20 protein-coding genes are annotated in these 22,184 nt (G+C 56.1%); 8 read left to right on the top strand and 12 right to left on the bottom strand.

From position 1 onward, the window contains the following. Nucleotides 1-81: 81 nt before the first annotated feature. The 3 genes from QZ862_RS12535 to QZ862_RS21340 all read right to left on the bottom strand — a co-directional run bounded on the left by QZ862_RS12535 (nt 82) and on the right by QZ862_RS21340 (nt 1,707). Nucleotides 82-453: a hypothetical protein gene (locus QZ862_RS12535; RefSeq protein WP_296018661.1), complete on the bottom strand. Its 372-nt coding sequence runs from the start codon at nt 451-453 to the stop codon at nt 82-84. Nucleotides 454-1,163: 710 nt separating this feature from the next. Next, a complete protein-coding gene (locus QZ862_RS12530; protein ID WP_296100231.1) occupies nt 1,164-1,400 on the bottom strand; it encodes a hypothetical protein in 237 nt (78 codons plus the stop codon). 43 nt (nt 1,401-1,443) lie between these two features. Continuing rightward, nucleotides 1,444-1,707 carry a hypothetical protein gene (locus QZ862_RS21340; protein ID WP_363315927.1) on the bottom strand — a complete coding sequence of 88 codons (264 nt, stop codon included), beginning with the start codon at nt 1,705-1,707 and terminating at the stop codon, nt 1,444-1,446. Nucleotides 1,708-1,961: 254 nt separating this feature from the next. Here QZ862_RS21340 and QZ862_RS12525 point away from each other — a divergent pair, with 254 nt between their 5' ends. Then, a complete protein-coding gene (locus QZ862_RS12525; protein WP_296100229.1) occupies nt 1,962-3,422 on the top strand; it encodes an SPOR domain-containing protein in 1,461 nt (486 codons plus the stop codon). A gap of 91 nt (nt 3,423-3,513) precedes the next feature. After that, nucleotides 3,514-3,777 (top strand): hypothetical protein, encoded by a 264-nt coding sequence (locus QZ862_RS12520; RefSeq protein WP_296018665.1) that lies wholly within the window; start codon nt 3,514-3,516, stop codon nt 3,775-3,777. Nucleotides 3,778-3,958: 181 nt separating this feature from the next. Here QZ862_RS12520 and gyrA read toward each other — a convergent pair whose 3' ends face one another. Further along, nucleotides 3,959-6,760 carry a DNA gyrase subunit A gene (gene gyrA / locus QZ862_RS12515; protein WP_296036503.1) on the bottom strand — a complete coding sequence of 934 codons (2,802 nt, stop codon included), beginning with the start codon at nt 6,758-6,760 and terminating at the stop codon, nt 3,959-3,961. A 262-nt stretch (nt 6,761-7,022) separates the two neighbouring features. Between gyrA and QZ862_RS12510 the strand changes: the two genes are divergently transcribed. Further along, a complete protein-coding gene (locus QZ862_RS12510) occupies nt 7,023-7,652 on the top strand; it encodes a MarC family protein (RefSeq protein WP_296036501.1) in 630 nt (209 codons plus the stop codon). A gap of 79 nt (nt 7,653-7,731) precedes the next feature. Further along, entirely contained in the window at nt 7,732-8,886 is a 1,155-nt protein-coding gene (locus tag QZ862_RS12505; RefSeq protein WP_296100224.1) for an HPP family protein, read from the top strand. Between the two features lie 24 nt (nt 8,887-8,910). Here QZ862_RS12505 and QZ862_RS12500 read toward each other — a convergent pair whose 3' ends face one another. Both QZ862_RS12500 and gloA read right to left on the bottom strand, forming a co-directional pair. Beyond that, nucleotides 8,911-10,071 carry a D-Ala-D-Ala carboxypeptidase family metallohydrolase gene (locus QZ862_RS12500; RefSeq protein ID WP_296100221.1) on the bottom strand — a complete coding sequence of 387 codons (1,161 nt, stop codon included), beginning with the start codon at nt 10,069-10,071 and terminating at the stop codon, nt 8,911-8,913. A gap of 138 nt (nt 10,072-10,209) precedes the next feature. Next, entirely contained in the window at nt 10,210-10,650 is a 441-nt protein-coding gene (gene gloA / locus QZ862_RS12495) for a lactoylglutathione lyase (RefSeq protein ID WP_296073966.1), read from the bottom strand. 229 nt (nt 10,651-10,879) lie between these two features. Here gloA and QZ862_RS12490 point away from each other — a divergent pair, with 229 nt between their 5' ends. Both QZ862_RS12490 and QZ862_RS12485 read left to right on the top strand, forming a co-directional pair. Next, nucleotides 10,880-11,458, top strand: coding sequence for a cold-shock protein (locus tag QZ862_RS12490; RefSeq protein ID WP_296014284.1), 579 nt, complete (start codon nt 10,880-10,882; stop codon nt 11,456-11,458). Continuing rightward, complete coding sequence (locus QZ862_RS12485) at nt 11,458-11,937, top strand: DUF192 domain-containing protein (RefSeq protein ID WP_296100218.1); 480 nt, start codon at nt 11,458-11,460, stop codon at nt 11,935-11,937. Before QZ862_RS12490 ends, QZ862_RS12485 begins: the two co-directional genes overlap by 1 nt. A gap of 241 nt (nt 11,938-12,178) precedes the next feature. Here QZ862_RS12485 and QZ862_RS12480 read toward each other — a convergent pair whose 3' ends face one another. Then, nucleotides 12,179-12,427, bottom strand: a complete 249-nt coding sequence (locus tag QZ862_RS12480) for a BON domain-containing protein (protein ID WP_296014282.1) — start codon at nt 12,425-12,427, stop codon at nt 12,179-12,181. Nucleotides 12,428-12,617: 190 nt separating this feature from the next. Between QZ862_RS12480 and QZ862_RS12475 the strand changes: the two genes are divergently transcribed. Then, nucleotides 12,618-12,887 (top strand): DUF982 domain-containing protein, encoded by a 270-nt coding sequence (locus QZ862_RS12475; RefSeq protein ID WP_296080656.1) that lies wholly within the window; start codon nt 12,618-12,620, stop codon nt 12,885-12,887. Between the two features lie 206 nt (nt 12,888-13,093). Here the strand turns inward: QZ862_RS12475 and QZ862_RS12470 are convergent, their stop codons facing one another. From QZ862_RS12470 to cckA, 5 genes are all read right to left on the bottom strand, one after another. Continuing rightward, a complete protein-coding gene (locus QZ862_RS12470; RefSeq protein WP_296014280.1) occupies nt 13,094-13,435 on the bottom strand; it encodes an AzlD domain-containing protein in 342 nt (113 codons plus the stop codon). After that, on the bottom strand, nt 13,432-14,187 hold the full coding sequence (locus tag QZ862_RS12465; RefSeq protein ID WP_296073960.1) for an AzlC family ABC transporter permease: 756 nt from the start codon (nt 14,185-14,187) through the stop codon (nt 13,432-13,434). Before QZ862_RS12465 ends, QZ862_RS12470 begins: the two co-directional genes overlap by 4 nt. A 221-nt stretch (nt 14,188-14,408) precedes the next feature. Next, the gene (clpA, locus tag QZ862_RS12460) at nt 14,409-16,904 is read right to left on the bottom strand and encodes an ATP-dependent Clp protease ATP-binding subunit ClpA (protein ID WP_296014277.1); all 2,496 of its coding nucleotides are present in this window, start codon (nt 16,902-16,904) and stop codon (nt 14,409-14,411) included. A gap of 10 nt (nt 16,905-16,914) precedes the next feature. After that, complete coding sequence (gene clpS / locus QZ862_RS12455) at nt 16,915-17,268, bottom strand: ATP-dependent Clp protease adapter ClpS (protein ID WP_296014276.1); 354 nt, start codon at nt 17,266-17,268, stop codon at nt 16,915-16,917. A gap of 301 nt (nt 17,269-17,569) precedes the next feature. Next, a complete protein-coding gene (gene cckA, locus QZ862_RS12450; protein ID WP_296014275.1) occupies nt 17,570-20,176 on the bottom strand; it encodes a cell cycle histidine kinase CckA in 2,607 nt (868 codons plus the stop codon). A 348-nt stretch (nt 20,177-20,524) separates the two neighbouring features. Between cckA and QZ862_RS12445 the strand changes: the two genes are divergently transcribed. Next, on the top strand, nt 20,525-21,874 hold the full coding sequence (locus QZ862_RS12445; RefSeq protein WP_296100215.1) for a flagellar biosynthetic protein FliO: 1,350 nt from the start codon (nt 20,525-20,527) through the stop codon (nt 21,872-21,874). Nucleotides 21,875-22,184 lie beyond the last annotated feature (310 nt).

Below are 22,184 nucleotides of genomic sequence, written 5' to 3'. Positions count from 1 at the left end.
GGCCTGCCATCAGGCCTGATTGTCGCAAAGCGCGATGCGTAGGTTAAAAGCCACCGTGCGTCCAAAAGGACGCACGATACTTCATTGGCATACACGGAAGCTCTCCATATGCCAGCCACCATCATAGGAATTCGGCACCCGGCGGTCCTCCAACCAGCAACGTGGCGGTGGAGGTGGAGGCGGCTCGACGTAGCGCGGGCCACTGTCATTGGCGATCGCGCCGCTGATGATCCCGCCCAGTAGACCGGCAGCAATGCCGCCCGCAATCACGGCGCCCGTGTCGTTATGACGGTGTTTGCGTGGTGGGTCGCGATAGGGCGGCGGAGGAGGAGGACCGCGGCGCTCGTACCTGTATGGACCATCATAATACTGCGCGGAAGCCGTCTGAACGCTGGCAAACAAGGTACCAGTCGCAAGCGTCGCTGCTATAACAGTAAGAAGAACTTTCTTCATGGCGATATTCTCCAGGTGAGATGGCGCACTTAGCTGGCCACTCAACGCAATCCGAATGTGCCATGTCAGCACTGAACAGGTGATGAATGCCGCAAAAAATCGAAGACCACATTCGCGTGGATCGAGCGGGCATGTCATTATTTCTTTTGATTGGGCGTACCGATCATAGTCACAGTGACCTTTTATGCCGGTGACACGCACGCTAATTTGTCAGCGTTCCTCACCATGAGGAGCTCCCAAGTCCTGAGAGCCAATCAGGTAACACCTCGCCCCGCCTTGAAGGTGGGGCTTTTTTCTTTCAGGAATGCGGTGCCTGCGCGAGACCGTTTTGCGGTTAGGAAGAGCGGAAATCAAAAGTTCTGTCCTTGCGGAGCGATAGCGACGTCTCTTGAAGCGCCTGTCGGTACGGCCTAAAAAAGCGATCTTGAGCCACGGAACCTCTTGGTGATTAGCACGTTTTATAACCGTGAGACCTCCCAGTCTCTCGTTCCCCTCTCGACTAAAAACCCGCCTTGTGCGGGATATTTTTTTGAAAATAGGTCGGGAAGGCTGACATTTTTATATAGCGGAGTACCGTTTGGACGCCATCTAGCCTCGCACCAAATACCGGTTCGCGATATGTCTCGATCATCGCTCAAGGGCATTGCCCAACTTTCCCCGAGCGACCAACCTGCCCCGCCAGTTTCGCGGGGCTTTTTTGTGTGATGCTTTTACTGCGTGGGCGAAACGATGCGCCAGTTCTGATCTGGGTGAGGCTGCTCTCGCCGAGCCTCATAACCCAGCAGTTGATCGAGTAGCTCCACAACAGCACTCGGCATGTTCACGATCAGGTCGTCGACCATTCGATTGAACCAATGGTACGAGTAGATTGCAAGAAGGGTGAGAACGAGTAATAGGAGCCACGGCCACAGCGGTTTCCGAGGCGGCTCGTTTTTGTCCGTCCGCATGTCTAGGCTCATCTCAATCTCTCTTGTGGTCTTGCGATCGGGATCACCGGGATGCGCGCGGCTCGCCGCCCGGTGCATAAGCCGTCTTTTGTTGAAAGCGGAAGATATTGCCGCATTGAGCGCAGCGGACCATGTATTCTGCTGGGTTTGTCGATGGACGCTCGGCCCGGAACCCACGCGGCATTTCGTCGATCCGGAAGTCCACATCCCTGGACCCCTTCTCGTCTTTCTCGGAAGCCTCGGCGAATCCACTGTGTCCGCAACGTGAACATTCGAGCTTACGGGAGTATCGATCGCGAGACGCCATTCTTCATCCTCTTATTCCAGCATCAGGTAACAGCGCAACACGACCGTTTCAATAGTATCGTGTCGCACATCCTCGAAGGAAGCGTCTCAGCCGACCTAAGATTTTGAAAAGACTCTATCTGCTTCCTCCGAATGAGCGAGAAATGCCGCATTTTATGTGCTGTGGATACCATTCATAAACCACTTGGTAACGTCATCTCACTAAAGTTCGAAACGTGAAAATGTCTGGCGGGGCGTGTCGGACGGAACTGTGGCATGCGATTGAAGAGTTCAACTGTGTTGAAAAAACTATCTGAGGCGCTTGGTCGCGCTGTGGGCGCGACCTCTTTTGTGAAGGCTTTGCTGTTCGCGGCGGCTGTGGCGACAACGACCGTTTCCGCCACGCAGGTGGCGAAGGCGGACCCGAAATATGCTGGTATCGTGATCGATGCCAAGACGGGTAAGGTCCTCTACGGGGAAGATCCTGACGGCTTGCGTTATCCTGCATCCTTGACGAAGATGATGACGCTCTATCTCACTTTCGAAGCACTGAGTGCCGGGCGCATAACACTTGACTCCAAGGTTCCGGTTTCTGCAAACGCGGCGAAGGAGCCTCCTTCCAAGCTCGGCGTGCGCGCAGGTGGTTCTGTCACCGTAGAGCAGGCCATCCTCGCTCTCGTCACCCGTTCAGCGAACGATATGGCAACGGCTCTCGGCGAGCATCTTGGCGGATCCGAAGAGCGCTTCGCTCGAATGATGACGGCGAAGGCCCGTGCGCTCGGGATGACACGCACCACATATCGCAACGCGAACGGCCTTCCTAACACCGCGCAGATGACGACCGCGCGCGATCAGGCCCGTCTCGGCATCGCTCTGCGCCAACACTTCCCTCAATATTACGGTTATTTCAGCACACGAACCTTCACCTTCGGCAAGCAGGTGATCGGTAACCACAACCGCCTCGTTGGCACGGTCAAGGGTGTCGACGGTATCAAAACCGGCTACACCCGTGCTGCTGGCAGCAACCTCGCCACCTCGGCACAGCTGGATGGTCGTTCCATCGTGGCTGTCGTGCTTGGAGGGCGCTCAAGTGCGGCTCGTGATGCGACCATGCGCAAGCTCGTCGCGGAGTATCTGCCGAAAGCGTCGCGAGGTGGTAACAGCAACCTTATTGCAGCCACCCCTTCTGCCCCTATCGAAGAACCGGTCGCAGTCGTTGCGACAACTGCGCCGGCCTCGGGCCTTCCCAACGCCGGTCCTGTGCCGCAGCAGCGTTACGGCGAAGAGGCTCCAGTGTCCGCTTTCGCCCCCTCTACAGCGAATGCCGCAGTTGCTGCCATGGACGTTGCGACCCGTCCTAGGGCGCCTGTCAAGCCGGTTCCGCCGGTCAGCATGAAGCCGGACCGTTCTGTCGTTACCAATTCGACGAAGGTAGACAACATCGTGACCGCATCCACAGCACCATCGGCCCCGGCTGCATCGTCTGCCGCTGCGGGTTGGGTGATCCAGATCGGCGCTTCCCCTGATGAGAATTCCGCGCGCAACCTGCTTCAGGCAGCGCAGGATAAAGGCGGACCTGCATTGCGCACCGCCAAGCCATTCACGGTTGCCTTCACCAAGGATGGCGCACAGATGTACCGCGCTCGGTTCGGCGGTTTTGACGGTCAGAATCAAGCGGTCAATGCATGCAACGCGCTGAAGAAGAAAGGCGTCAGCTGCTGGGCTTCGCTCCAGTAGGTTTACACCCTGTTCCGGGAAAGGCCTTGGCGCCGTCAGCGCCATGGCCTGCCCCACTCCTCGAATTGTAATGAGTAACGAGGCTTTACAGATGGCGATTAATGAAAACTATTTGGACATCGCGTCGAGCAAGGGCAGAAGTCAATCTGCGTCGGTGCTTCATCCGATCCACGAAGCGGCGATGAAAATTGCCGATCTGGGACTGAACAAATCTCGACACAAGACACGCGATCTCGTCAATCTCCTGCTTTGCCATGGCGCTCGCGCCTGGCGCAGCAACCAGCCGGAAGTGAAGATACATCTTCATATCGACGGACGCTTTGGTCACTCTCCGGTGCATCTACGTCTGCGCTGAATAACGCTACCTTCAAAAAGAAACCCTGCGAAACAAACGTTTCGCAGGGTTTTTTGTCGACATCTTCGTCCAACATGAGTCGGACAGAGCCCTTGTTTCGGGTGCTGTGAGCGTAGTTGAAATCACTGCGCTCTTGCCCGAAAAGCGGAGTGGCGGTAGACGCCACTCGCTCTGTTGTTCCTTATTCTGCCGAGCCGTCAGTCTCGGATGCCGCCCCAGCTTCGCCAGTTGCCACATCTTCAGCACCTTCGATCAGTGCCTCTACTTCTTCCTCACCTTCCGGCTCGTTGATACGCTCGACTGAAACGACCTTCTCATCCTTGGCGGTGGAGAAGATGGTAACACCCTTCGTTGCACGGCTGGCGATACGGATGCCATTGACGGGAACACGGATCAGCTGGCCGCCATCGGAAACCAGCATGATCTGGTCTGCGTCTTCGACCGGGAAGGCCGCGACGAGTGCCCCGATTTCCGTCGTCTTCGACGTGTCGGTGGCGCGGATACCCTTGCCCCCTCGACCGGATGTGCGGAAATCGTAAGACGACGAGCGCTTGCCGTAACCCTTCTCCGAAACGGTGAGAACGAATTGCTCACGGTTCTTGAGTTCCTGATAGCGAGCTTCGCTCAGTTCACCCTCTTCCGTCACCTCTTCGCCGACGAGTGCGATGTCTTCCTCATCGACACCGGCCGCACGACGCTCGGCTGCGGACCGCTTGAGATAGGCTGCACGCTCCCAAGGCTCGGCATCGCTGCTGCTGACGATGGTCATTGAGATAATGCGGTCGCCCTCGCCCATATTGATGCCACGAACGCCAACCGAGTTACGGCCGGCAAAAACGCGCACATCATCGACCGGGAAGCGAATGCATTGACCAAGCGCCGTCGTCAGCAACACGTCGTCGCGGTCCGTACAGGTCTCGACAGAGAGGATTTCGTCGCCCTCTTCATCCAGCTTCATGGCGATCTTACCGTTACGGTTGACCTGAACGAAATCGGACAGCTTGTTGCGGCGAACCGTTCCACGTGTCGTGGAGAACATCACGTCCAGCGTTTCCCACGTCGTCTCGTCTTCAGGCAGCGGCATGATGGTCGTGATACGCTCGCCGGCTTCCAGCGGCAGCATATTGATCAGCGCCTTGCCCTTGGACTGCGGCGTACCGATTGGCAGACGCCAGACCTTCTCCTTGTAGACAATGCCACGCGAGGAGAAGAACAGAACCGGCGTGTGCGTGTTGGCAACGAAGAGACGGTTGACGAAGTCGGCGTCGCGCGTTGCCATGCCGGAACGGCCCTTGCCGCCGCGACGCTGCGCCTTGTAGGTCGTCAGCGGCACGCGCTTGATGTAACCCAGATGCGATACGGTCACGACCATGTCTTCACGGGCGATGAGATCTTCATCGTCCATATCCGGGCCGCCTTCGATGATCTCAGAGCGACGCGGCGTGCCAAACTCTTCGCGAATGGCGGCAAGCTCATCCTTGACGATCTGCTGAATGCGGATGCGCGACGATAGGATTTCGAGATATTCACTGATCTCGGCGCCGATCTTGTTCAACTCGTCGCCGATTTCATCGCGCCCGAGTGCCGTGAGGCGCGCAAGACGCAATTCGAGGATTGCGCGTGCCTGCTCTTCCGAAAGATTATAGGTGCCGTCCTCGTTGATACGATGGCGCGGATCGTCGATCAGAAGGATCAGGCTTTCCACTTCGGAGGCCGGCCAACGGCGCGTCATCAGCTGTTCACGGGCAGATGCCGGATCGGGCGCCTGACGGATCACGCGAATGACCTCGTCGATGTTGGCGACGGCAATCGCAAGACCCACCAACACATGCGCGCGGTCACGCGCCTTGCGCAGCAGATACTTGGTACGGCGGCTGACGACATCCTCGCGGAACGACACGAAAGCACGCAGCATGTCGAGAAGCGTCATCTGCTCCGGCTTGCCGCCATTCAACGCCACCATGTTGCAGCCAAATGAGGTCTGCAGCGGCGTGTAGCGGTATAGCTGGTTGAGAATAACCTCGGCATTGGCATCGCGCTTCAGCTCGACGACGACGCGGTAACCCTGGCGGTCGGATTCATCGCGCAGGTCGGAAATACCCTCGATGCGCTTTTCCTTGACCAGTTCGGCCATCTTTTCGATCATCGAAGCCTTGTTCACCTGGAAGGGAACTTCGGTGATGATGATCTGCTCGCGATCGCCGCGCATAGGTTCGATAGTGGCGCGCCCGCGCATGATGACAGAGCCGCGGCCTGTCTCATAGGCCGAGCGTATGCCGGAGCGGCCCATGATGAAGGCGCCCGTAGGGAAATCGGGACCCGGAATGATCTGCATCAGTTCCGGCAGTTCGATCTCCGGCTTGTCGATCAGGGCGATACAGCCTTCGATTACCTCGGACAGGTTGTGCGGTGGAATGTTCGTCGCCATACCGACGGCGATGCCACCTGCCCCGTTGACCAGCAGGTTCGGGAATTTCGCAGGCACCACGACAGGCTCCTGCAGGGTGCCGTCATAGTTATCGCGGAAATCGACGGTTTCCTTGTCCAGATCGTCGAGCAGGGAATGCGCGGCTTTTTGCAGGCGGCATTCAGTGTAGCGCTCTGCCGCCGGCGGGTCGCCATCGATCGAGCCGAAATTGCCCTGGCCGTCGATCAGAGGAAGGCGCAAAGACCAATCCTGCGCCATACGCGCCAACGCATCATAGATCGCGGCATTGCCGTGCGGATGGTATTTACCCATCACGTCACCGGTGACGCGGGCGCATTTGACGTATTTCTTGTTCCAGTCGATGCCGAGTTCGGACATGCCATAAAGAATACGGCGATGAACTGGCTTCAGGCCGTCACGGACGTCCGGCAGTGCGCGCGAAACGATAACGCTCATGGCGTAATCGAGATACGACCGCTGCATTTCCTCCATGATGGAAATTGGTTCAATGCCTGGCGGAAGCTTTCCGCCGCCTGGGGGGCTCTGGTCAGTCAAAACGGATCACATTCTCTGTTAAGAATCGGATAGATTTTTATAACGGAAACGGCGTCCGCACGCCAATTTCTCAGCCGGTTTTGAACAGTCTTTTACGTCATTTACAAGACGATACACAGTTTTCTGCCACCTTTGAAGCAAAAGCGGGTGTGTGGGGTTTCAACACCGCTTGCTCCAGCCTACCATCCTCGAAAACCAGGCCGAAGGCAGGCGTAAATATTCAAAAGCGAACCTCACCGAAGAGGTGACAAGCGGGGAACCCATGGCGAGCGCAGAAATCTTCATCAACTCCCTGACGACCATGCTCGTCACGCTCGATCCGCCCGGCCTTGCCCCCGTGTTCCTGGCGCTGACCATGGGGATGACACGGGCGCAACGCGCCCAGGTGGCTTTGCGCGGATCGCTGATCGGCTTCGGCATTCTCGCCATGTTCGCTCTTTTCGGCGCTTCTATCCTGGAACTGCTTGGCATTTCGCTTGGAGCATTCCGGATTTCGGGCGGTCTTTTGCTGTTTTGGATTTCCTTCGAGATGATTTTCGAGAAGCGGCAGGAGCGAAAGGAAAAGACCTCCGAGGTCGCAGTCACCCAGGACCACATTCAGAATATTGCAGTTTTCCCATTGGCATTGCCATTGATCGCAGGCCCGGGCGCGATTTCTGCGACCGTGCTTATATCGGGCACCATGGCGACCAGTTTGGAGAAAGCTCTTTTTATCCTGCTGTTGGCGTTCAGCATGGTGATCGTTTTTGCAGCGCTTTTGGCGGCCGACAGGCTCGACAGATTTTTGGGCAATACCGGCCGTGCCATTTTGACCCGCTTGCTGGGCGTTCTACTCGCCGCGCTCTCCGTTCAGTTCGTGGTAGACGGCGTAAAATCTGTCATGAATGGCTGATCTTGAGCGTCACATATCCAAGACACACCACAGATGTCCGGGTAGAAGCCGCCTCTAGAAACCTGCACGTGGAATGAGCATGAAGAAACTGCTGCGACTTGTTATTCCTGAAGCAACGCCCGTTAGCTACAGAGAGCGGTTTCGTGCGGCGTTTGGTGCATGGATCGGCATTCTGCTGACCGGCTTGCTCGGCTATCTCGCCATCGGTAATGGATTTTCCCTACCGGCCTTGGTCGCACCTATGGGGGCGTCTGCTGTTTTGCTATTTGCGGTCCCTTCAAGCCCCCTGGCGCAGCCCTGGTCGATACTCGGTGGCAATACGCTCGCTGCGCTGATCGGCGTTACGACAGCCATCCTCGTGCCGCAACCGTTTCTGGCGGCTGCTCTCGCCGTCTCGATCGCGATCGGCGCCATGATCAGCCTCCGGTGCCTTCATCCGCCGAGTGGAGCGGTGGCGCTGACATCCGTTCTGGGGGGATCGGCCATACATGATCTCGGCTACGGATTCGTGCTCTGGCCAGTGCTCGGCAACTCCGTAGCGCTTCTCACACTCGCTATCATCTACAACAATTTGACGGGACGTCCCTACCCGCATTCGATCCGGCCGCAACCGGCAAGCCATGGCACCAGGGATCCGGCGCCCATAGACCGGATCGGCTTTTCATCAACCGATCTGGATGATGTCCTGAAGGAATATGACGAGGTGCTGGACATTGACCGCGACGATCTGGAAACGATCTTGCGTCGCACGGAACTCCGATCATACCGTCGGCGTGCAACCCACCTCGATTGCGCCAGCATCATGTCCCGCGATGTCGTTGCTGTCGCGCCAGACGATTCCCTTAAGAATGCCCATGCAGTGATGCGAGACCATCACGTGAAGGCCTTGCCTGTCACCAACGACGCGGCAGAAGTGGTAGGGATCGTCACACAGACGGACTTCCTCGATAAGGCTCATTGGACTAATGGTCGTCCACACATCGGTTTTTTCCAGCGGCTGCGACTGATTGCGACCGGCAAGCCCGCACCCAACGATACGGTGAAGGACATCATGACCTCGCCGGTGAAAACGGTATCGCCAAGCACTGCAATCGAAGACGCGATCATCATGTTCGCTGAACAGGGATTGCACTACCTTCCAGTGGTGGACAGCAACGGAAAGCTTGCAGGCATCATCTCGCAGTCGGATGTGCTTGTTGGCATGCTGGCCGACAAGGCTGCTTCGACATCCTAAACCGCAAGCTTTTCTGAAATGGCATCAACTGTTGGTGCCGGACCGGCGGCACGGCCAGTTCCAGTCGCGCGTCTCGCCAATATCCATGTGGACCGATTCTGTGTGACAATAGGTGCCGACACCACCTCGTCCGGGCACGGAACGCAGATATTCCGCGAGATCCCATTTGGAGACACCTTTGATCTGAATGTCGACGGCTTCGCAGGTGTAATGCTTCGAGCCATGCGTTGCACCTTTTGGTGGACGATACCCCGAGGTGATGATTGCACGCTTGCCGTAATGCGTTTCGAGTTGTTTGATGCGATGGACCAGTTCCGGCTTGAGGCATCCGACATCCACCTGGTTCGTCTGCAAAACGAGGCCGTTGGGCGCGACGCGCGTCATTCCAGACATAGATGCAAGCTTCATCAGACCCGTTGGTTTGTCGTCCTCATCGGCATGGCTTTCGTCATAGGAGGGTGGCGTGACCTTGCCTGTCGGGTCAATGCCGTTGCGCTTCTTTGGCACACCGGCAAACAATGCTGCCGCCATAGGTATGTTGTTTTGCGGAACATAGGGGTTCGGTTGTGCCGGCGACGACGTGCTGTTTGCAAGTGCATTGTCGTTTGAGACGCCGGAAGACGTGTCAGGTGTGTTTGAGGAATGTTCCTGAGCCGGTTTGGGCTGTGGCTGCTCGACGGGGGCGTGGGGCGAAGTGGGAGAGTACACGCTTTTAAGGGCGGGAATGATTCTGCCCGTCGGCGCGTAGGCAGGAACGCTGTCCATTTCCGATGGCGCAGCACCGGCAGCGCCATTGGAGAAAATGCTTTGGGAGCCGGCAGCTATTCCAGTGGGCTGCATGGCATAGCCGCTTTTGGGCGCGCCAGCAGCATTATCGCTTGCCTGGCCTTGCTGGGCCGGAATGCCTTGTGTGTTCTGCGCCGACGATCGGGCAGAAGCTGCCGATACCATTCTTGGATCGACATAACCGGGCTGCGCCGCCTGCCCGACTGCCGCCGTGGCACTCTGCGGCATCGTTCCAGCTGGCTGCTTCTCGGACGCCAAGGCAGCAGAATCCAGAACAGCCGCGGCATCCTGGCCGTCGGATTTGGCCGAAACGCAACCGGACAGCATCAAAACAGACAGGGCGATAGCCGCCCCGCCGCGCGATAGTCCTCGTGGCCCCTGCCCCGTCTGCGTCTTCAAAAGGAAAAACCTCCGCGTCTTGCGCGTCACTGCGCCTAGAGCTGCATCGCCAGGTTGGCGGGCGCCAACTCTCAAGCGTGTTGTGCTCACGGATCAGTCAAGGCAAAGAGCGGAGGATATGCTGTCAGCCTTTAGACGTTACCAGGAGCCTGTGTTCTCCATAGATATCCACGGTTCGGCTGGTGCCAGGCTTGCGCCTTTCTGCAAGATCTCGATGGAGATGCCATCAGGAGACCGGACGAAGGCCATGTGCCCGTCACGCGGTGGACGGTTGATGATGACACCGGCGGCCTGAAGCTTGGCGCAGATCTCATAGATATCGTCGACTTCATAAGCCAGATGACCGAAATTGCGTCCGCCCGTATAGTCTTCGGTGTCCCAGTTATAGGTCAACTCAAGGCATGGCGCCTTATTCTCTGTCGCAGCCTTCACATCGTCACGCGCCGCAAGAAAGACCAGGGTGAAACGTCCCTTTTCATTCTCGATCCGACGGATTTCCTGCAAGCCGAAAATGTCGACATAGAACGCAAGCGATTCCTTCAGGTCTTTGACGCGGACCATAGTGTGCAGATAACGCATGGATTATTCCTTTCATATGTAGCACTTGGCTTCCGACCGAGACCATAAATGTTTTCGCTCCAGACGGAAACGTTTTAGACGAACACGGTCAGCCTTGGGTAAGGCCTGGGACCTAAAAACCAGCCAGGAAACTGAAAACTACACTTGCGTACAACCGTTACTGCAATGTTAATCTCTTGGTAGGGAATCAGTTGACCGGTAGTGGTGCGTATTGAGGGGCTGGGCAATAATGGCTGATAGAATATCGTCGAAGACCGTCGCCGATTTCGAAGAGTTTTCTGGCGATGCCGTTGACCTGATCGAGATCACTGGCGTGATCAAATGGTTCGACGTGGCAAAGGGTTTCGGGTTCATCGTGCCGGACAACGGCATGCAGGACGTTCTCCTCCACGTTTCGTGCCTGCGTCGCGATGGTTACCAGACCATTCTTGAGGGTACACGCATTGTCGCACTGATTCAGCGTCGCGACCGTGGCTATCAGGCGTTCCGCATCCTCTCCATGGATCAGTCTACAGCCGTTCACCCCTCTCAGATGCCGCCGGTGCGCACGCACGTGCAGGTAACGCCTTCGAGTGGCCTGGAGCGCGCTATTGTCAAATGGTTCAACCGGACGAAGGGCTTCGGTTTCCTGACGCGTGGTGAAGGGACGGAAGACATTTTCATTCACATGGAAACGTTGCGTCGTTTCGGCCTCGCCGAGTTGCGGCCCGGTCAAGTCGTTCTCGTACGATACGGTGATGGCGACAAGGGGCTCATGGCTGCGGAAGTTCATCCGGACAATCCAGCCAGAATCGGAATGGCGCACTGATGAACAGGTTTGCGATCCGCACCATTGCAAGCGCCTGCACGGCGCTTCTCTTTTTTGTAGCGTCAGGCTCTGTCACTATGGCGCAGGAAACCTTCCCGAGCGAGAAGCTTGAGATTGTCAGCGCGTCAGGCGTAATACACGTCTTTACCGTAGAGCTGGCAAACACGGATGCGCAGCGTCAACAAGGGCTCATGTATCGCAAGTCGATGGCCGAAGATCGCGGTATGCTCTTCGACTTTACCATGGACCGTGACGTGATGATGTGGATGAAGAACACCTTCATCCCGCTCGATATGCTGTTCATTTCCAAGGCCGGGAAGATCACTCACATTCACCCTAACGCTGTGCCACATTCCGAAGACATCATCAGCTCTAACGGGCCTGTACGTTATGTCTTGGAGTTGAACGGAGGAGCCGCGAAGAAGCTCGCGATATCTGTCGGTGATACAGTGAAGAGTGAGCACGTCAACAAGCGCTGATACTTGCCGCGGGAGATGTCCGGCGATTTCGCGATATCGACGTGCAAATGAGTATCAGGGGGTTGAGAATGGTCATATCCGAACGATCATTACGCACGGTATCAACTTTCGGTCTCTGACCTTCGCTTGGAATAGGACGTTTACAATTCCTGTTGGGTAGCGGGGTCGACACACGAACAAAATGCGCTCGGGTAGCGTAGTGTCGGGTCAAGCCGGGCGCAGGAGGCCCGGCCTTTGAAAGTCAGTAAACTGGCTCGACGTGGCTCAGGATACGGCAATTTGAAATGGACGATGCCAGACTAATGGCAGCTTCGATGGCCTCGACGGAATCAGCAGTCCCCTGCAGATAGATGACGTCGTTCTCGGCAGTGGCCGAAATGTTGGACTTTTCAAGCCCCGACTCGAAGGCAAGCGCAGAAGTGATAGCTTGGCAAACACCGGCCATACGATCGCCGAAAAAGCTTTCCTGAATTCCAGACAGATTGAACATAATCGGGCCTCCTTCATTTAGAGCAGTGATAACGCACCACGCGTTCTTTTGTTCATCTCCGGTTCATGTGTTTGTTCATTTTCCATTCATCTTGCAAAAAAGAAACCCCCGACCCGTTCACTTTTTTCGTGAACGGGAACTTCAGCGTGATCTGAGAGGTTCGCTTGCGCGAGGAAAAAAGGAGGATGAGATGCTTATTCATAAATCAGAACCTTGCCATCACGCGCAGTGGTGCAAGCCTGTCGCAGTTCATTTGCCCATGTGTCCTGCTGTTGAAATCTACAGCCCGCTCACAGCGCTCGAGATATTGACCTATCGCTGGCCCAGCGAACACGGCCCCGAATACGAGATAGCAAAAAAACGATGTCTTGATGCGGTAGCCGGTCGCTGCGATCTCGAGGCCGCGCGAGAGGCTTTCATGGTTGCAAGCAGTCGCGCACATGTCTTGACCGTTCATTAGAATCGGTCATGCAGAAGCATCATCTGATCGAGAAAAGATACGCTAACCCATAAGTTTAGCACTGAGGCACGTGCGGTAGAGTAATCGAGTCATTCGATAGATAAATTGAGCGCGCCCAAGGCTGACTGGAATAGTATGAGAGCTGTAAATACGTTCTATTTACAGCCCCATCTTTGCTGATTTACAAATATTTACATCAAAATAGACTATATCCCAATGTATAGTAGGCCAGCGGCTAGTAGGACCACCGGGACTATCACGCCGACAACAACTTTCTGGCCACTGACCAAGAAAGCAAGAAAGCCGATAACGGCAGCTGCGATACGCAGTTCAACCGGAGAGTGCGCCAACGTGCCGGTAGGAAAGACAATGAGCTTAGCTGTTACAGCCATGACGAGCGCGGTGGCCACAGCCCTCACCCAGTGCAGAGCTTCCGAGTCCTCCTTAAGCTTGTTTCCTGCGATGACGCCCAGCCACCGCCAGATATCCGTGGCGATCCAGCCAGCGATAGCAATGAATGCGTATGGTACCCACCAGGCATCTGTCACGGCTCGCCCTCCGTGGAAGCGGGCTCGATTCGACGGCGTAACCAGAATCGGTCGATGAGATAAGCGAGCGTTCCACCACCGAGACCGGCGTAGAGAATGTCGAACTCCGGCTCGATGACGGCAAAGAGTGGACCGCCTATAACACCGACGATGAAGGCAACCTTGACGACGGAATGCCGTGCGGATGCCCATATCGATGAAATAAAATAGACTGGCGTCAGGAAGAAAAGCACGCCGGCCACAAGCGGCGGAAAGGCTGCGACAACCCCATAACAGATGCCGACAATGGCCGCATTGATGGCTGTGAGCGTGATTCCGAAACCCGCAAACCAAGCTACACGCGCTTCACGAGGAACCCTTGTCAGATTTTGGGTAGCATAGACCCAGGCCGTTATGGCGACAAAGTGGGAAAGAAAAAGCAGCAGCCACGTCGGAGTTCTAGCCGTGCGCATCTCCGGCACGATCGAAGCGACCATTGGCATCATTCGGATCGACGACAATGTCACCGCAAGGAAACAGGCGGCCAATCCAGCACCACTGACCATGGAGCCTATGAGGATCATCTTGGCAGGTAACGCCCATATAGTGAGCGTCATAAAAACCGCCTCCCCCCGCGGCACACCAGATTCAAGCGCAAATGCGCTGAAGCCTACGAAGGACGTCATAAGAATAAGAGCGGGAAGCGAGAATATTCCCTTCATACCCCTGGCGAACCAGAGGAAAAGAGAATCCGTGTCACTATATGCAGACATCAGTCATTCCGGAATCGATCAACACTGGCGCCTGGTTCATTCAGGCTGGCCTTCGTCTTTTGTATCAGCTGAGGAATGTCTACCACGCTTTTCTTTTGTTGCGTGTCTTAAATTGCGAAGACGATACGTTGCGAACATCGTCCTAAAACTCGCGAAAAAGAAAGCGGCGGAAACTGGCTCCGCCGCTCGTCAACGATCTATCTACGGATGAGATAGAGCAGTTATTTTTTCTTTGGCACCTTCGGCACGGCGTTGCCCTTGCGTCTTGGCTCGGATTCGCCCTCCTTTTTGCCCGCATCCACAACCAACGCATCCGCGGTCTCTTCGACCTTGGCTGCCTTGGTCTTGGACTTGCCGGGAGACTTTGCAGCTTTCAGCTCAGCCTCGGGTTTCGGCTTCACTGGTGCAGTCTCCGGCAACACGTTGAGCTTCAGGCCGTCCTTGCCATCGTCCTTCTTGTCCAAGCTAACACTGACCACGCCGCCCTTCTTCAGTTTTCCGAAGAGGATCTCATTCGCCAGAGGCTTCTTGATATGCTCTTGGATGACGCGGCCAAGTGGACGCGCCCCCATCTTTTCGTCATAGCCTTTCTCGGCCAGCCATGCGACAGCGTCATCATGGAGGTCAAAGGTGACGTTGCGTTCCGACAACTGCGTTTCAAGCTGCATAACGAACTTCTGAACCACCTTGTGGATGACCGCGGTGGGCAGTGGCGAGAAGGGAATGATCGCATCCAGACGGTTGCGGAATTCCGGCGTGAACAAGCGGTTCAATGCCTCTTCGTCTTCACCAGACCGCTTGGACGAACCAAAGCCGATCGCAGACTTGGCCATTTCAGAGGCGCCCGCATTGGTCGTCATGATAAGAATGACATTGCGGAAGTCGATCTTCTTGCCGTTGTGATCCGTGAGTGAACCGTGATCCATGACCTGCAACAAAATGTTGTAGATATCCGGATGGGCTTTCTCGATTTCGTCCAGCAGCACGACGGAGTGCGGATGCTGATCGACGCCATCGGTCAAAAGGCCGCCCTGGTCGAAGCCGACATAGCCGGGAGGAGCCCCAAGAAGGCGCGAAACCGTATGACGCTCCATATATTCCGACATGTCGAAGCGCAGCATTTCAACACCGAGTGACGACGCAAGCTGCTTGGCAACCTCTGTCTTGCCGACGCCGGTAGGGCCGGAAAAGACGTAGGAGCCGATTGGCTTGTTCGGTTCGCGAAGACCTGCACGCGCCAGTTTGATGGCGGTGGAAAGCGCTTCGATTGCCGTATCCTGGCCGTAAACCACCGAGCGCAGTTCCTGCTCAAGATTGGCAAGAACCATCTCGTCATCCTTCGAAACCGTCTTCGGCGGAATGCGAGCCATAGTCGCGATGGTGACCTCGATTTCCTTTTCGGTGATCAGCTTGCGACGCTTCGATGCCGGAAGCAGCATCTGTGCCGCGCCGGTCTCATCAATGACGTCGATCGCCTTGTCCGGAAGCTTGCGGTCAGAGATATAGCGGGCCGAGAGCTCCACCGCTGCCTTGATCGCTTCGTTGGTATAGCGAAGATGGTGATATTCCTCGAAGTAGGGTTTCAGACCCTTCATGATTTCGATTGCATCATCGATCGACGGCTCATTGACGTCGATTTTCTGGAAACGACGCACAAGTGCGCGATCCTTTTCGAAGAACTGTCTGTATTCCTTGTAAGTCGTCGAACCGATGCAGCGGATCGCGCCGGAGGACAAGGCAGGCTTCAGGAGGTTGGACGCATCCATAGCGCCGCCGGAAGTCGCACCTGCACCGATCACGGTGTGGATTTCATCGATAAACAGTACGGCGCCAGGAAATTCCTCTAGCTCCTTAACGACTTGCTTCAAACGCTCTTCGAAGTCACCGCGGTAGCGTGTACCGGCCAGCAGCGTTCCCATGTCGAGCGAGAAGATCGTATCATTGATCAACGCTTCCGGCACCTTGCCTTCGACGATGCGCTTGGCCAGTCCTTCGGCAATCGCGGTTTTGCCGACGCCTGGATCGCCGACATAGAGCGGGTTGTTCTTGGAGCGGCGGCAAAGTACCTGGATGGTACGGTTGACCTCGTCGTGGCGACCGATCAGCGGATCGATGCGTCCGTTTCTGGCCTTGTCGTTGAGGTTGACGCAATAGGCCTTCAGAGCATCCTGCTGCTTTTTTGCGCCTGATGCATCGTCTTCCGGACCGCTGCGCGCAGCCTTAGGTTCATTATCGCCTTCATCGGCACCGCGCGGGGTACGGGTCTGCGAAGAGCCTGGACGCTTGCCGATGCCGTGGGAAATATAGTTCACTGCGTCGTAACGCGTCATTTCCTGTTCCTGAAGGAAATAAGCGGCGTGGCTCTCGCGCTCGGCGAAGATCGCGACAAGCACATTTGCGCCAGTCACCTCTTCGCGTCCAGAAGACTGCACGTGAATGACTGCACGCTGGATAACGCGCTGGAAGCCGGATGTCGGCTTGGAATCTTCGTCATATCCCGTCACGAGATTGGAGAGTTCGTTATCGACATAGTCGATCACGGTCTTGCGAAGCGTGTCTAGATCGACATTGCAGGCACCCATGACAGCGGCTGCGTCGACGTCATCGAGCAGCGCAAGCAATAGATGCTCAAGCGTCGCATATTCGTGGTGACGCTCATTGGCAAAGGTCAGTGCCTGGTGCAGCGCCTTCTCGAGACTTGGGGAAAAAGTTGGCACGTTGCGATCCTCATTTCTTTTCCATGACGCACTGTAGCGGATGCTGGTGCTGTCGGGCGAAATCCATGACCTGGCTTACTTTTGTCTCTGCTACCTCATAAGTAAAGACACCGCATTCGCCGACACCATGCTGATGGACATGCAACATGATACGGGTGGCAGCATCCCTGTCCTTCTGGAAGAAGCGCTCCAGAATATGAATGACGAACTCCATCGGAGTGTAGTCGTCGTTCAAAAGAAGAACACGGTACAAATTCGGTCGTTTCGTCTTAGGCTTGGTGCGGGTGATAACAGACGTGCCGCGGTTCGTTCCGCCGTCCTCCCCTTCGCTGTCGCCTTGCATGTAGATCGAGTTAACGATCATTTTTCATTATTCTCCAAAATCAAACCCGCAAGCGATGAAGGGTGCGAGCAAGAATTTCGCCTCTTCTTATTTAGGTTTCAGTTCGTCGATTTTAAGCCCCTCGCGCTGCACTGCAATCACTAATCCGTTTGCATCCTGGAAAAATGGGAAGACGTCGAAGGAGCGAGCCTCAAAGCTGAGCCTAACGCCCATCTTTCACGCTACCGGGTCGAAATTGCGCGAAAGTTGCGTGAACCTTCAATCCCCAAGATGAAAAGCTCTTCTGTGGAGGCGTCCTGAAGCAGCGAGATCGAACAGTGCCTTAACTGTCGCTATCCAGCATTTCACGGACGGAGACAGCAAGCTGCTTGAGCGAGAAAGGCTTTGGCAGGAAGCCGAACTTTGCATCGGCTGGAAGGTTCTTGGCAAAGGCATCTTCGGCGTAACCGGACACGAAGATGAATTTGAGGTCAGGGTAGGATTTGCGCAGCTCTCGCAGTAACGAAGGACCGTCCATTTCAGGCATGACGACGTCGGAAACGACGATATCGACCTTGCCCTCCAACTCCTCCATCACGTCCAGCGCCTCTGTACCGGAGCCGGCCTCATAGACCGTATAACCGCGCGTCTCCAGCATTCGTTTGCCGCCGCGGCGCACAGCCTCCTCGTCCTCCACAAGCAGCACCACAGCCGACTTGCCAGTAAGGTCGAGCGGTTCGTCCTTGGCTTCCGGCTTTGCGACGACGGCCTCGACGGTTCGCTGAGTTTCCGCACCGTCGGATGCCGGTAAGGCCTGCACCGGCTCGACGATATGGCGCGGTAGCAGAATACGGAAAGCGGTGCCCTTACCGACCTCGGACTCCGGATAGATGTAACCGCCGGATTGCTTGACGATACCGTAAACCATCGAGAGGCCAAGGCCGGTGCCCTTGCCCACTTCCTTCGTGGTAAAGAAGGGCTCGAAAATCTTGTCCATGATCTCGGGTGGGATACCAGTTCCGGTATCGGCAACTTCGACCATGACCATGTCTTCAGCCGGAAGTTCGGTCTTGCCGAAAGCTGCAACGTCTGAGGCCAGCAAATTGCGTGTCGTCACTTTGATTTTGCCGCCATCAGGCATGGCATCACGCGCATTGACGCAAAGATTGATCATGACCTGCTCGAACTGCGACAAGTCTGTCTTGACCGGCCAGAGATCCCGCCCGTAATCCACTTCGAGCTTAACGTTCGTACCGGAGATCAACCGGTCGACCAGCATGCGCAGGTCACCGATGACGTCGGTCAGGTTGAGAACAGCAGGGCGCATCGTCTGCTTGCGTGAAAAGGCCAGCAACTGTCGTACAAGCACCGCCGCACGATTGGCATTGCGCTTGATTTCCATCAGATCCGCAAAACTTGCATCCGCTGGCCGAGCCTGAAGAAGCAGATGGTCGGACGACAACAGAATGGCGGTCAGGACGTTGTTGAAATCATGGGCGATGCCGCCAGCAAGCGTGCCAACCGCATTCATCTTTTGCGTCTGCGCCATCTGGGTTTCAAGAGCCTTCTGCTCGGTCACCTCAATAGCATAGACGATCGCGACCTCTTCAGGAGCCTCGTCGTCCTGATCGATCACCGCGTTGACGTAAAAGCGGAAATGACGGGTTTCGTCCTTTGGATGGCGGGAATCGAATGGCGGAATATCCCCCTGCCGATCCTTCGCAGCCGTCATCGCCTGCGCAAGCTTGGCCTTCTCATTGTCGTGCAGAACCGTTTCCAGTGGAACGGCATTGTCTATGTCATCACGACCAACGACGCCGGAGAACAGCTTCAGGAACGGCGCATTGGTTCGCAGGATACGTCCTTCGCCATCGATGGACGCAATCGCCATCGGCGTGTTGTTGAAAAATCGGGTGAAGCGCATTGCCGACGACGATTCTGCGCTATCTTGTCCCTTGGGTCGCATCAGAACCAGGGTCCGGCTTTCACCCGGTGCACCGTCACGCGCGGCGGTCACCTGATGAACGAGCCGTGCCGGCATGCTTTGCCCATTGACACGGCGCATATCGAGATCGAGCATTTCGGTGCGCTTGCTACCCACTTGCGGCTGCACCGATTCAATGAGAGCCATCCCCTCGCCTGCCACGATATCGGATACATTCAACGAGCCTGGGGAGAACTGCGCCAGATCGATCCCGAGCCATTCGGAGAGCGTGGCGTTGAGATAGACAATTTCCCCTTTTCGGCCCGCAGAAAAGAAGCCGGCTGGCGCATGGTCGAGATAATCGATGGCGTTCTGCAACTCGCGGAAGAAGCGCTCCTGGTCTTCGCGCTCGGCGGTGATGTCGGCAATCTGGAAAACATGCAGGTCCTGACCGCTCGCATCTTTGAGCAGACGCGCCTTAAGCCGGAACCAGCGGGGACCTGGCGGGGTAACCCCTGACTGGCTGAGAGGCTTAAGCAGACGGAACTCTTCATATCCGTCGCGTCCTTCGCGCAAACCATTGATCAGGCGATAGAGAGCTTCCGTCGATTCCATATCCCGCGAAAGCAACTGCTCAAGGCTCTGTATCTCGGTTGCTCGCGACGCGCCGGTCATCTGGCAATACGTTGCGTTGGCGTAGACCAGCCGCCCCTTGGTATCGGTGATCAGCGTGCCCTCGGGATGAGATGAAAGAAAGCGCCGCGCCATTCCATCGGATTGCGACTGGGGCATAACCTCGATGAAGCCGATCGCGGACGACACCAGAAAAAAGATGCCGAGCATGGCGAGAACACCAAGAATGCCAAGCACGATCTCGTTCTCAAGAGAGTCCTTGAAGTAAACGAAGGCAATAGCCGCAGCCACTAGAACAAGTGCCAGAAGCAGAATGCGAAGCACAGTGGCCGATCGCCCGCGCCTGTCCACCAAGGGAAAGTCATTATCAGTGGTTTGACGCACCTTGGTCATCGAGGTTTTACCCTTGCAGTTCTGCTGGCCTTCCCGACATGCCGGAAAAAGTCACATCGAACGGAATCGCTTCTACATTGCTTGTAGCAATTTGCATAAATATCAAAAAGCTCCGTCAATCGATAAGCATCGCCCATGCACAACAATAGGCATCGCGTACCGATGGGCGCGCACAGCCGAGCGTCTTCACTGAACTGATTTCGTCAAACATGCAGCAAATTCGTGGAAGAACAGGATAAATTCTTGTAGGCGGCGAAAAAAAATCGTCTTTTCCCGTCACGATATGTGAACAAATGTAATGCGGGTACATTTCCGCTGCAGAAAATGGCTGAAGGGACCAGCACCATTATGGAAGACTTCATTGGCGCGTATGGCAATCGATTGATCATTGCAGTGGTTGGCGTTGGCACGGCATTGCTGCTTCTAGCAATCGTTCTATGGTTCATCCGACGCAGAAGCGGCTCTGCACCCTTTATCCGGGGCGGCAGAAATCGTCAGCCGCGTCTACAGGTGCTGGATGCGACCGCCGTAGATGCGCGCAGACGTCTTGTTCTTGTGCGACGTGACAATGTCGAGCATCTCGTCATGATCGGTGGTCCGACCGATATCGTGATCGAAAGCGGCATTGGTGCCATACCGTTCATGAAGGATGTGCGCGACCCGCAGGAGGACGCTCTCATTACACGCGACGCCGACCGCCAACGGAGCATTGCGCAGGCGCCGCAAGACGATATCCGGCCCGCAGCAGCGAATATGGCATCTGAAGTGAAGACCCCGGCTGCGGACGAACGAAAGAAGCCAGCGGCGGGCGCCGCACCAGCGAAGCCAGCGCCTTCCCCATCGCCTGCGCCCGCTGTGGCAGCGACAAGACCAACCAATCCTCCTCCGCCGGTGACAGCACAGCCCATCCCCCGAAAGCCTGAACCAGTGCCAGTGATCCACCCGGTTTCGACCGCGGGAGCCTCAGCACCGTCGCCTCACCGGCCCCAGCCGGTCGCGCCACCAGCACCCAAGGCGCTGGCACGAGAGCCGGTAGCCCCCACCACTTCTGCAGCACCACCCATTCTCGCTGCTGCGGTGATGCAGCAAAGTGAAGACCCCAAGCCAGCTGCGACAGCGACCTCGGCACTGTCCGGCGGCCCGGAAGCACCTGTCGTTTCACCAGCACCCAGCGTCTCCACCTTCGGCTCCCCAGTCGCATCTCCCAACCATGGAACGAACTTCGCACAGCCTAAATGGGCAGTGGATCGCCTGTCGGACGAAAAGCCCGAGCCAGTTGAACACAATGAGGCAGCTGTCACAGAAAAAAATGCGGTCGATTTCCCCGACGCAGAACGTGATCTTGTTCTTCCCGCTTATCAGGCTGCACCACCTGTTACCGCGGCATCCGCAGCTCCTGTGACACCGGTCGTCGTAAAGCAAGAACCTCTGGCGCCAAGCGATAATGGTCCAGTTTTCGGCGATCAGTTGACCAGCGATTTCGAAAACTTTCTTGAGGCGGAAATCGCCAAAAACAACATCGCGTCAGCTAATTTTTCGCCGTCTCCGACGGTCGAACCGACAATCAACCCGGATACCACCACACCCGATCCGCAGCCTGAACCGAAATTCTCGGAAGACCCTGCCGCTGCTGAGCGGGATGTTCAGAAGGAAATGTCTCGTATCTTCGGTGAGATGTCGGTCACGCGTGATCGATAACCAGCGGTAACGCTGACGCCAGAGTGACAGCGACAGCTTGAAAGCTTCAATTGTCTCTCTGGTGTTTAAAGTTTTAGGACGGTTGCAGCATATCCGTCGCTACAATTTCGCGGATCAGTAAGTTTAGCCCCTTACCAAAGCCCGGCGCACAGCCAGCGCCTAGCCTCACTTGTCATCTGTGGGCGCTAGGAAAATTCTAGTTAGTGGCAGCCACGAAGTATCGCCTTACGTACCCTTGGGTAGAACGTAACCTATAATTCCAACCTCATTACGGCCAGTGCTTGATTGCTTACATTATAGCGCCGGGAGA

The organism is uncultured Agrobacterium sp. (genome assembly GCA_913777615.1).
Taxonomy (GTDB): Bacteria; Pseudomonadota; Alphaproteobacteria; order Rhizobiales; family Rhizobiaceae; genus Agrobacterium.
Note: the sequence above shows the minus strand (reverse complement) of the source record. Positions and strands in the feature narration are given on the sequence as shown.

Excerpts from the sequence above, each read along its gene's own strand:
- QZ862_RS12535 (WP_296018661.1), bottom strand. The coding sequence starts at position 453 with ATGAAGAAAGTTCTTCTTACTGTTATAGCAGCGACGCTTGCGACTGGT.
- QZ862_RS12530 (WP_296100231.1), bottom strand. The coding sequence starts at position 1,400 with ATGCGGACGGACAAAAACGAGCCGCCTCGGAAACCGCTGTGGCCGTGG.
- QZ862_RS21340 (WP_363315927.1), bottom strand. The coding sequence starts at position 1,707 with ATGGCGTCTCGCGATCGATACTCCCGTAAGCTCGAATGTTCACGTTGC.
- QZ862_RS12525 (WP_296100229.1), top strand. The coding sequence starts at position 1,962 with ATGCGATTGAAGAGTTCAACTGTGTTGAAAAAACTATCTGAGGCGCTT.
- QZ862_RS12520 (WP_296018665.1), top strand. The coding sequence starts at position 3,514 with ATGGCGATTAATGAAAACTATTTGGACATCGCGTCGAGCAAGGGCAGA.
- QZ862_RS12510 (WP_296036501.1), top strand. The coding sequence starts at position 7,023 with ATGGCGAGCGCAGAAATCTTCATCAACTCCCTGACGACCATGCTCGTC.
- QZ862_RS12505 (WP_296100224.1), top strand. The coding sequence starts at position 7,732 with ATGAAGAAACTGCTGCGACTTGTTATTCCTGAAGCAACGCCCGTTAGC.
- gloA (WP_296073966.1), bottom strand. The coding sequence starts at position 10,650 with ATGCGTTATCTGCACACTATGGTCCGCGTCAAAGACCTGAAGGAATCG.
- QZ862_RS12490 (WP_296014284.1), top strand. The coding sequence starts at position 10,880 with ATGGCTGATAGAATATCGTCGAAGACCGTCGCCGATTTCGAAGAGTTT.
- QZ862_RS12485 (WP_296100218.1), top strand. The coding sequence starts at position 11,458 with ATGAACAGGTTTGCGATCCGCACCATTGCAAGCGCCTGCACGGCGCTT.
- QZ862_RS12480 (WP_296014282.1), bottom strand. The coding sequence starts at position 12,427 with ATGTTCAATCTGTCTGGAATTCAGGAAAGCTTTTTCGGCGATCGTATG.
- QZ862_RS12475 (WP_296080656.1), top strand. The coding sequence starts at position 12,618 with ATGCTTATTCATAAATCAGAACCTTGCCATCACGCGCAGTGGTGCAAG.
- QZ862_RS12465 (WP_296073960.1), bottom strand. The coding sequence starts at position 14,187 with ATGTCTGCATATAGTGACACGGATTCTCTTTTCCTCTGGTTCGCCAGG.
- clpS (WP_296014276.1), bottom strand. The coding sequence starts at position 17,268 with ATGATCGTTAACTCGATCTACATGCAAGGCGACAGCGAAGGGGAGGAC.
- cckA (WP_296014275.1), bottom strand. The coding sequence starts at position 20,176 with ATGACCAAGGTGCGTCAAACCACTGATAATGACTTTCCCTTGGTGGAC.
- QZ862_RS12445 (WP_296100215.1), top strand. The coding sequence starts at position 20,525 with ATGGAAGACTTCATTGGCGCGTATGGCAATCGATTGATCATTGCAGTG.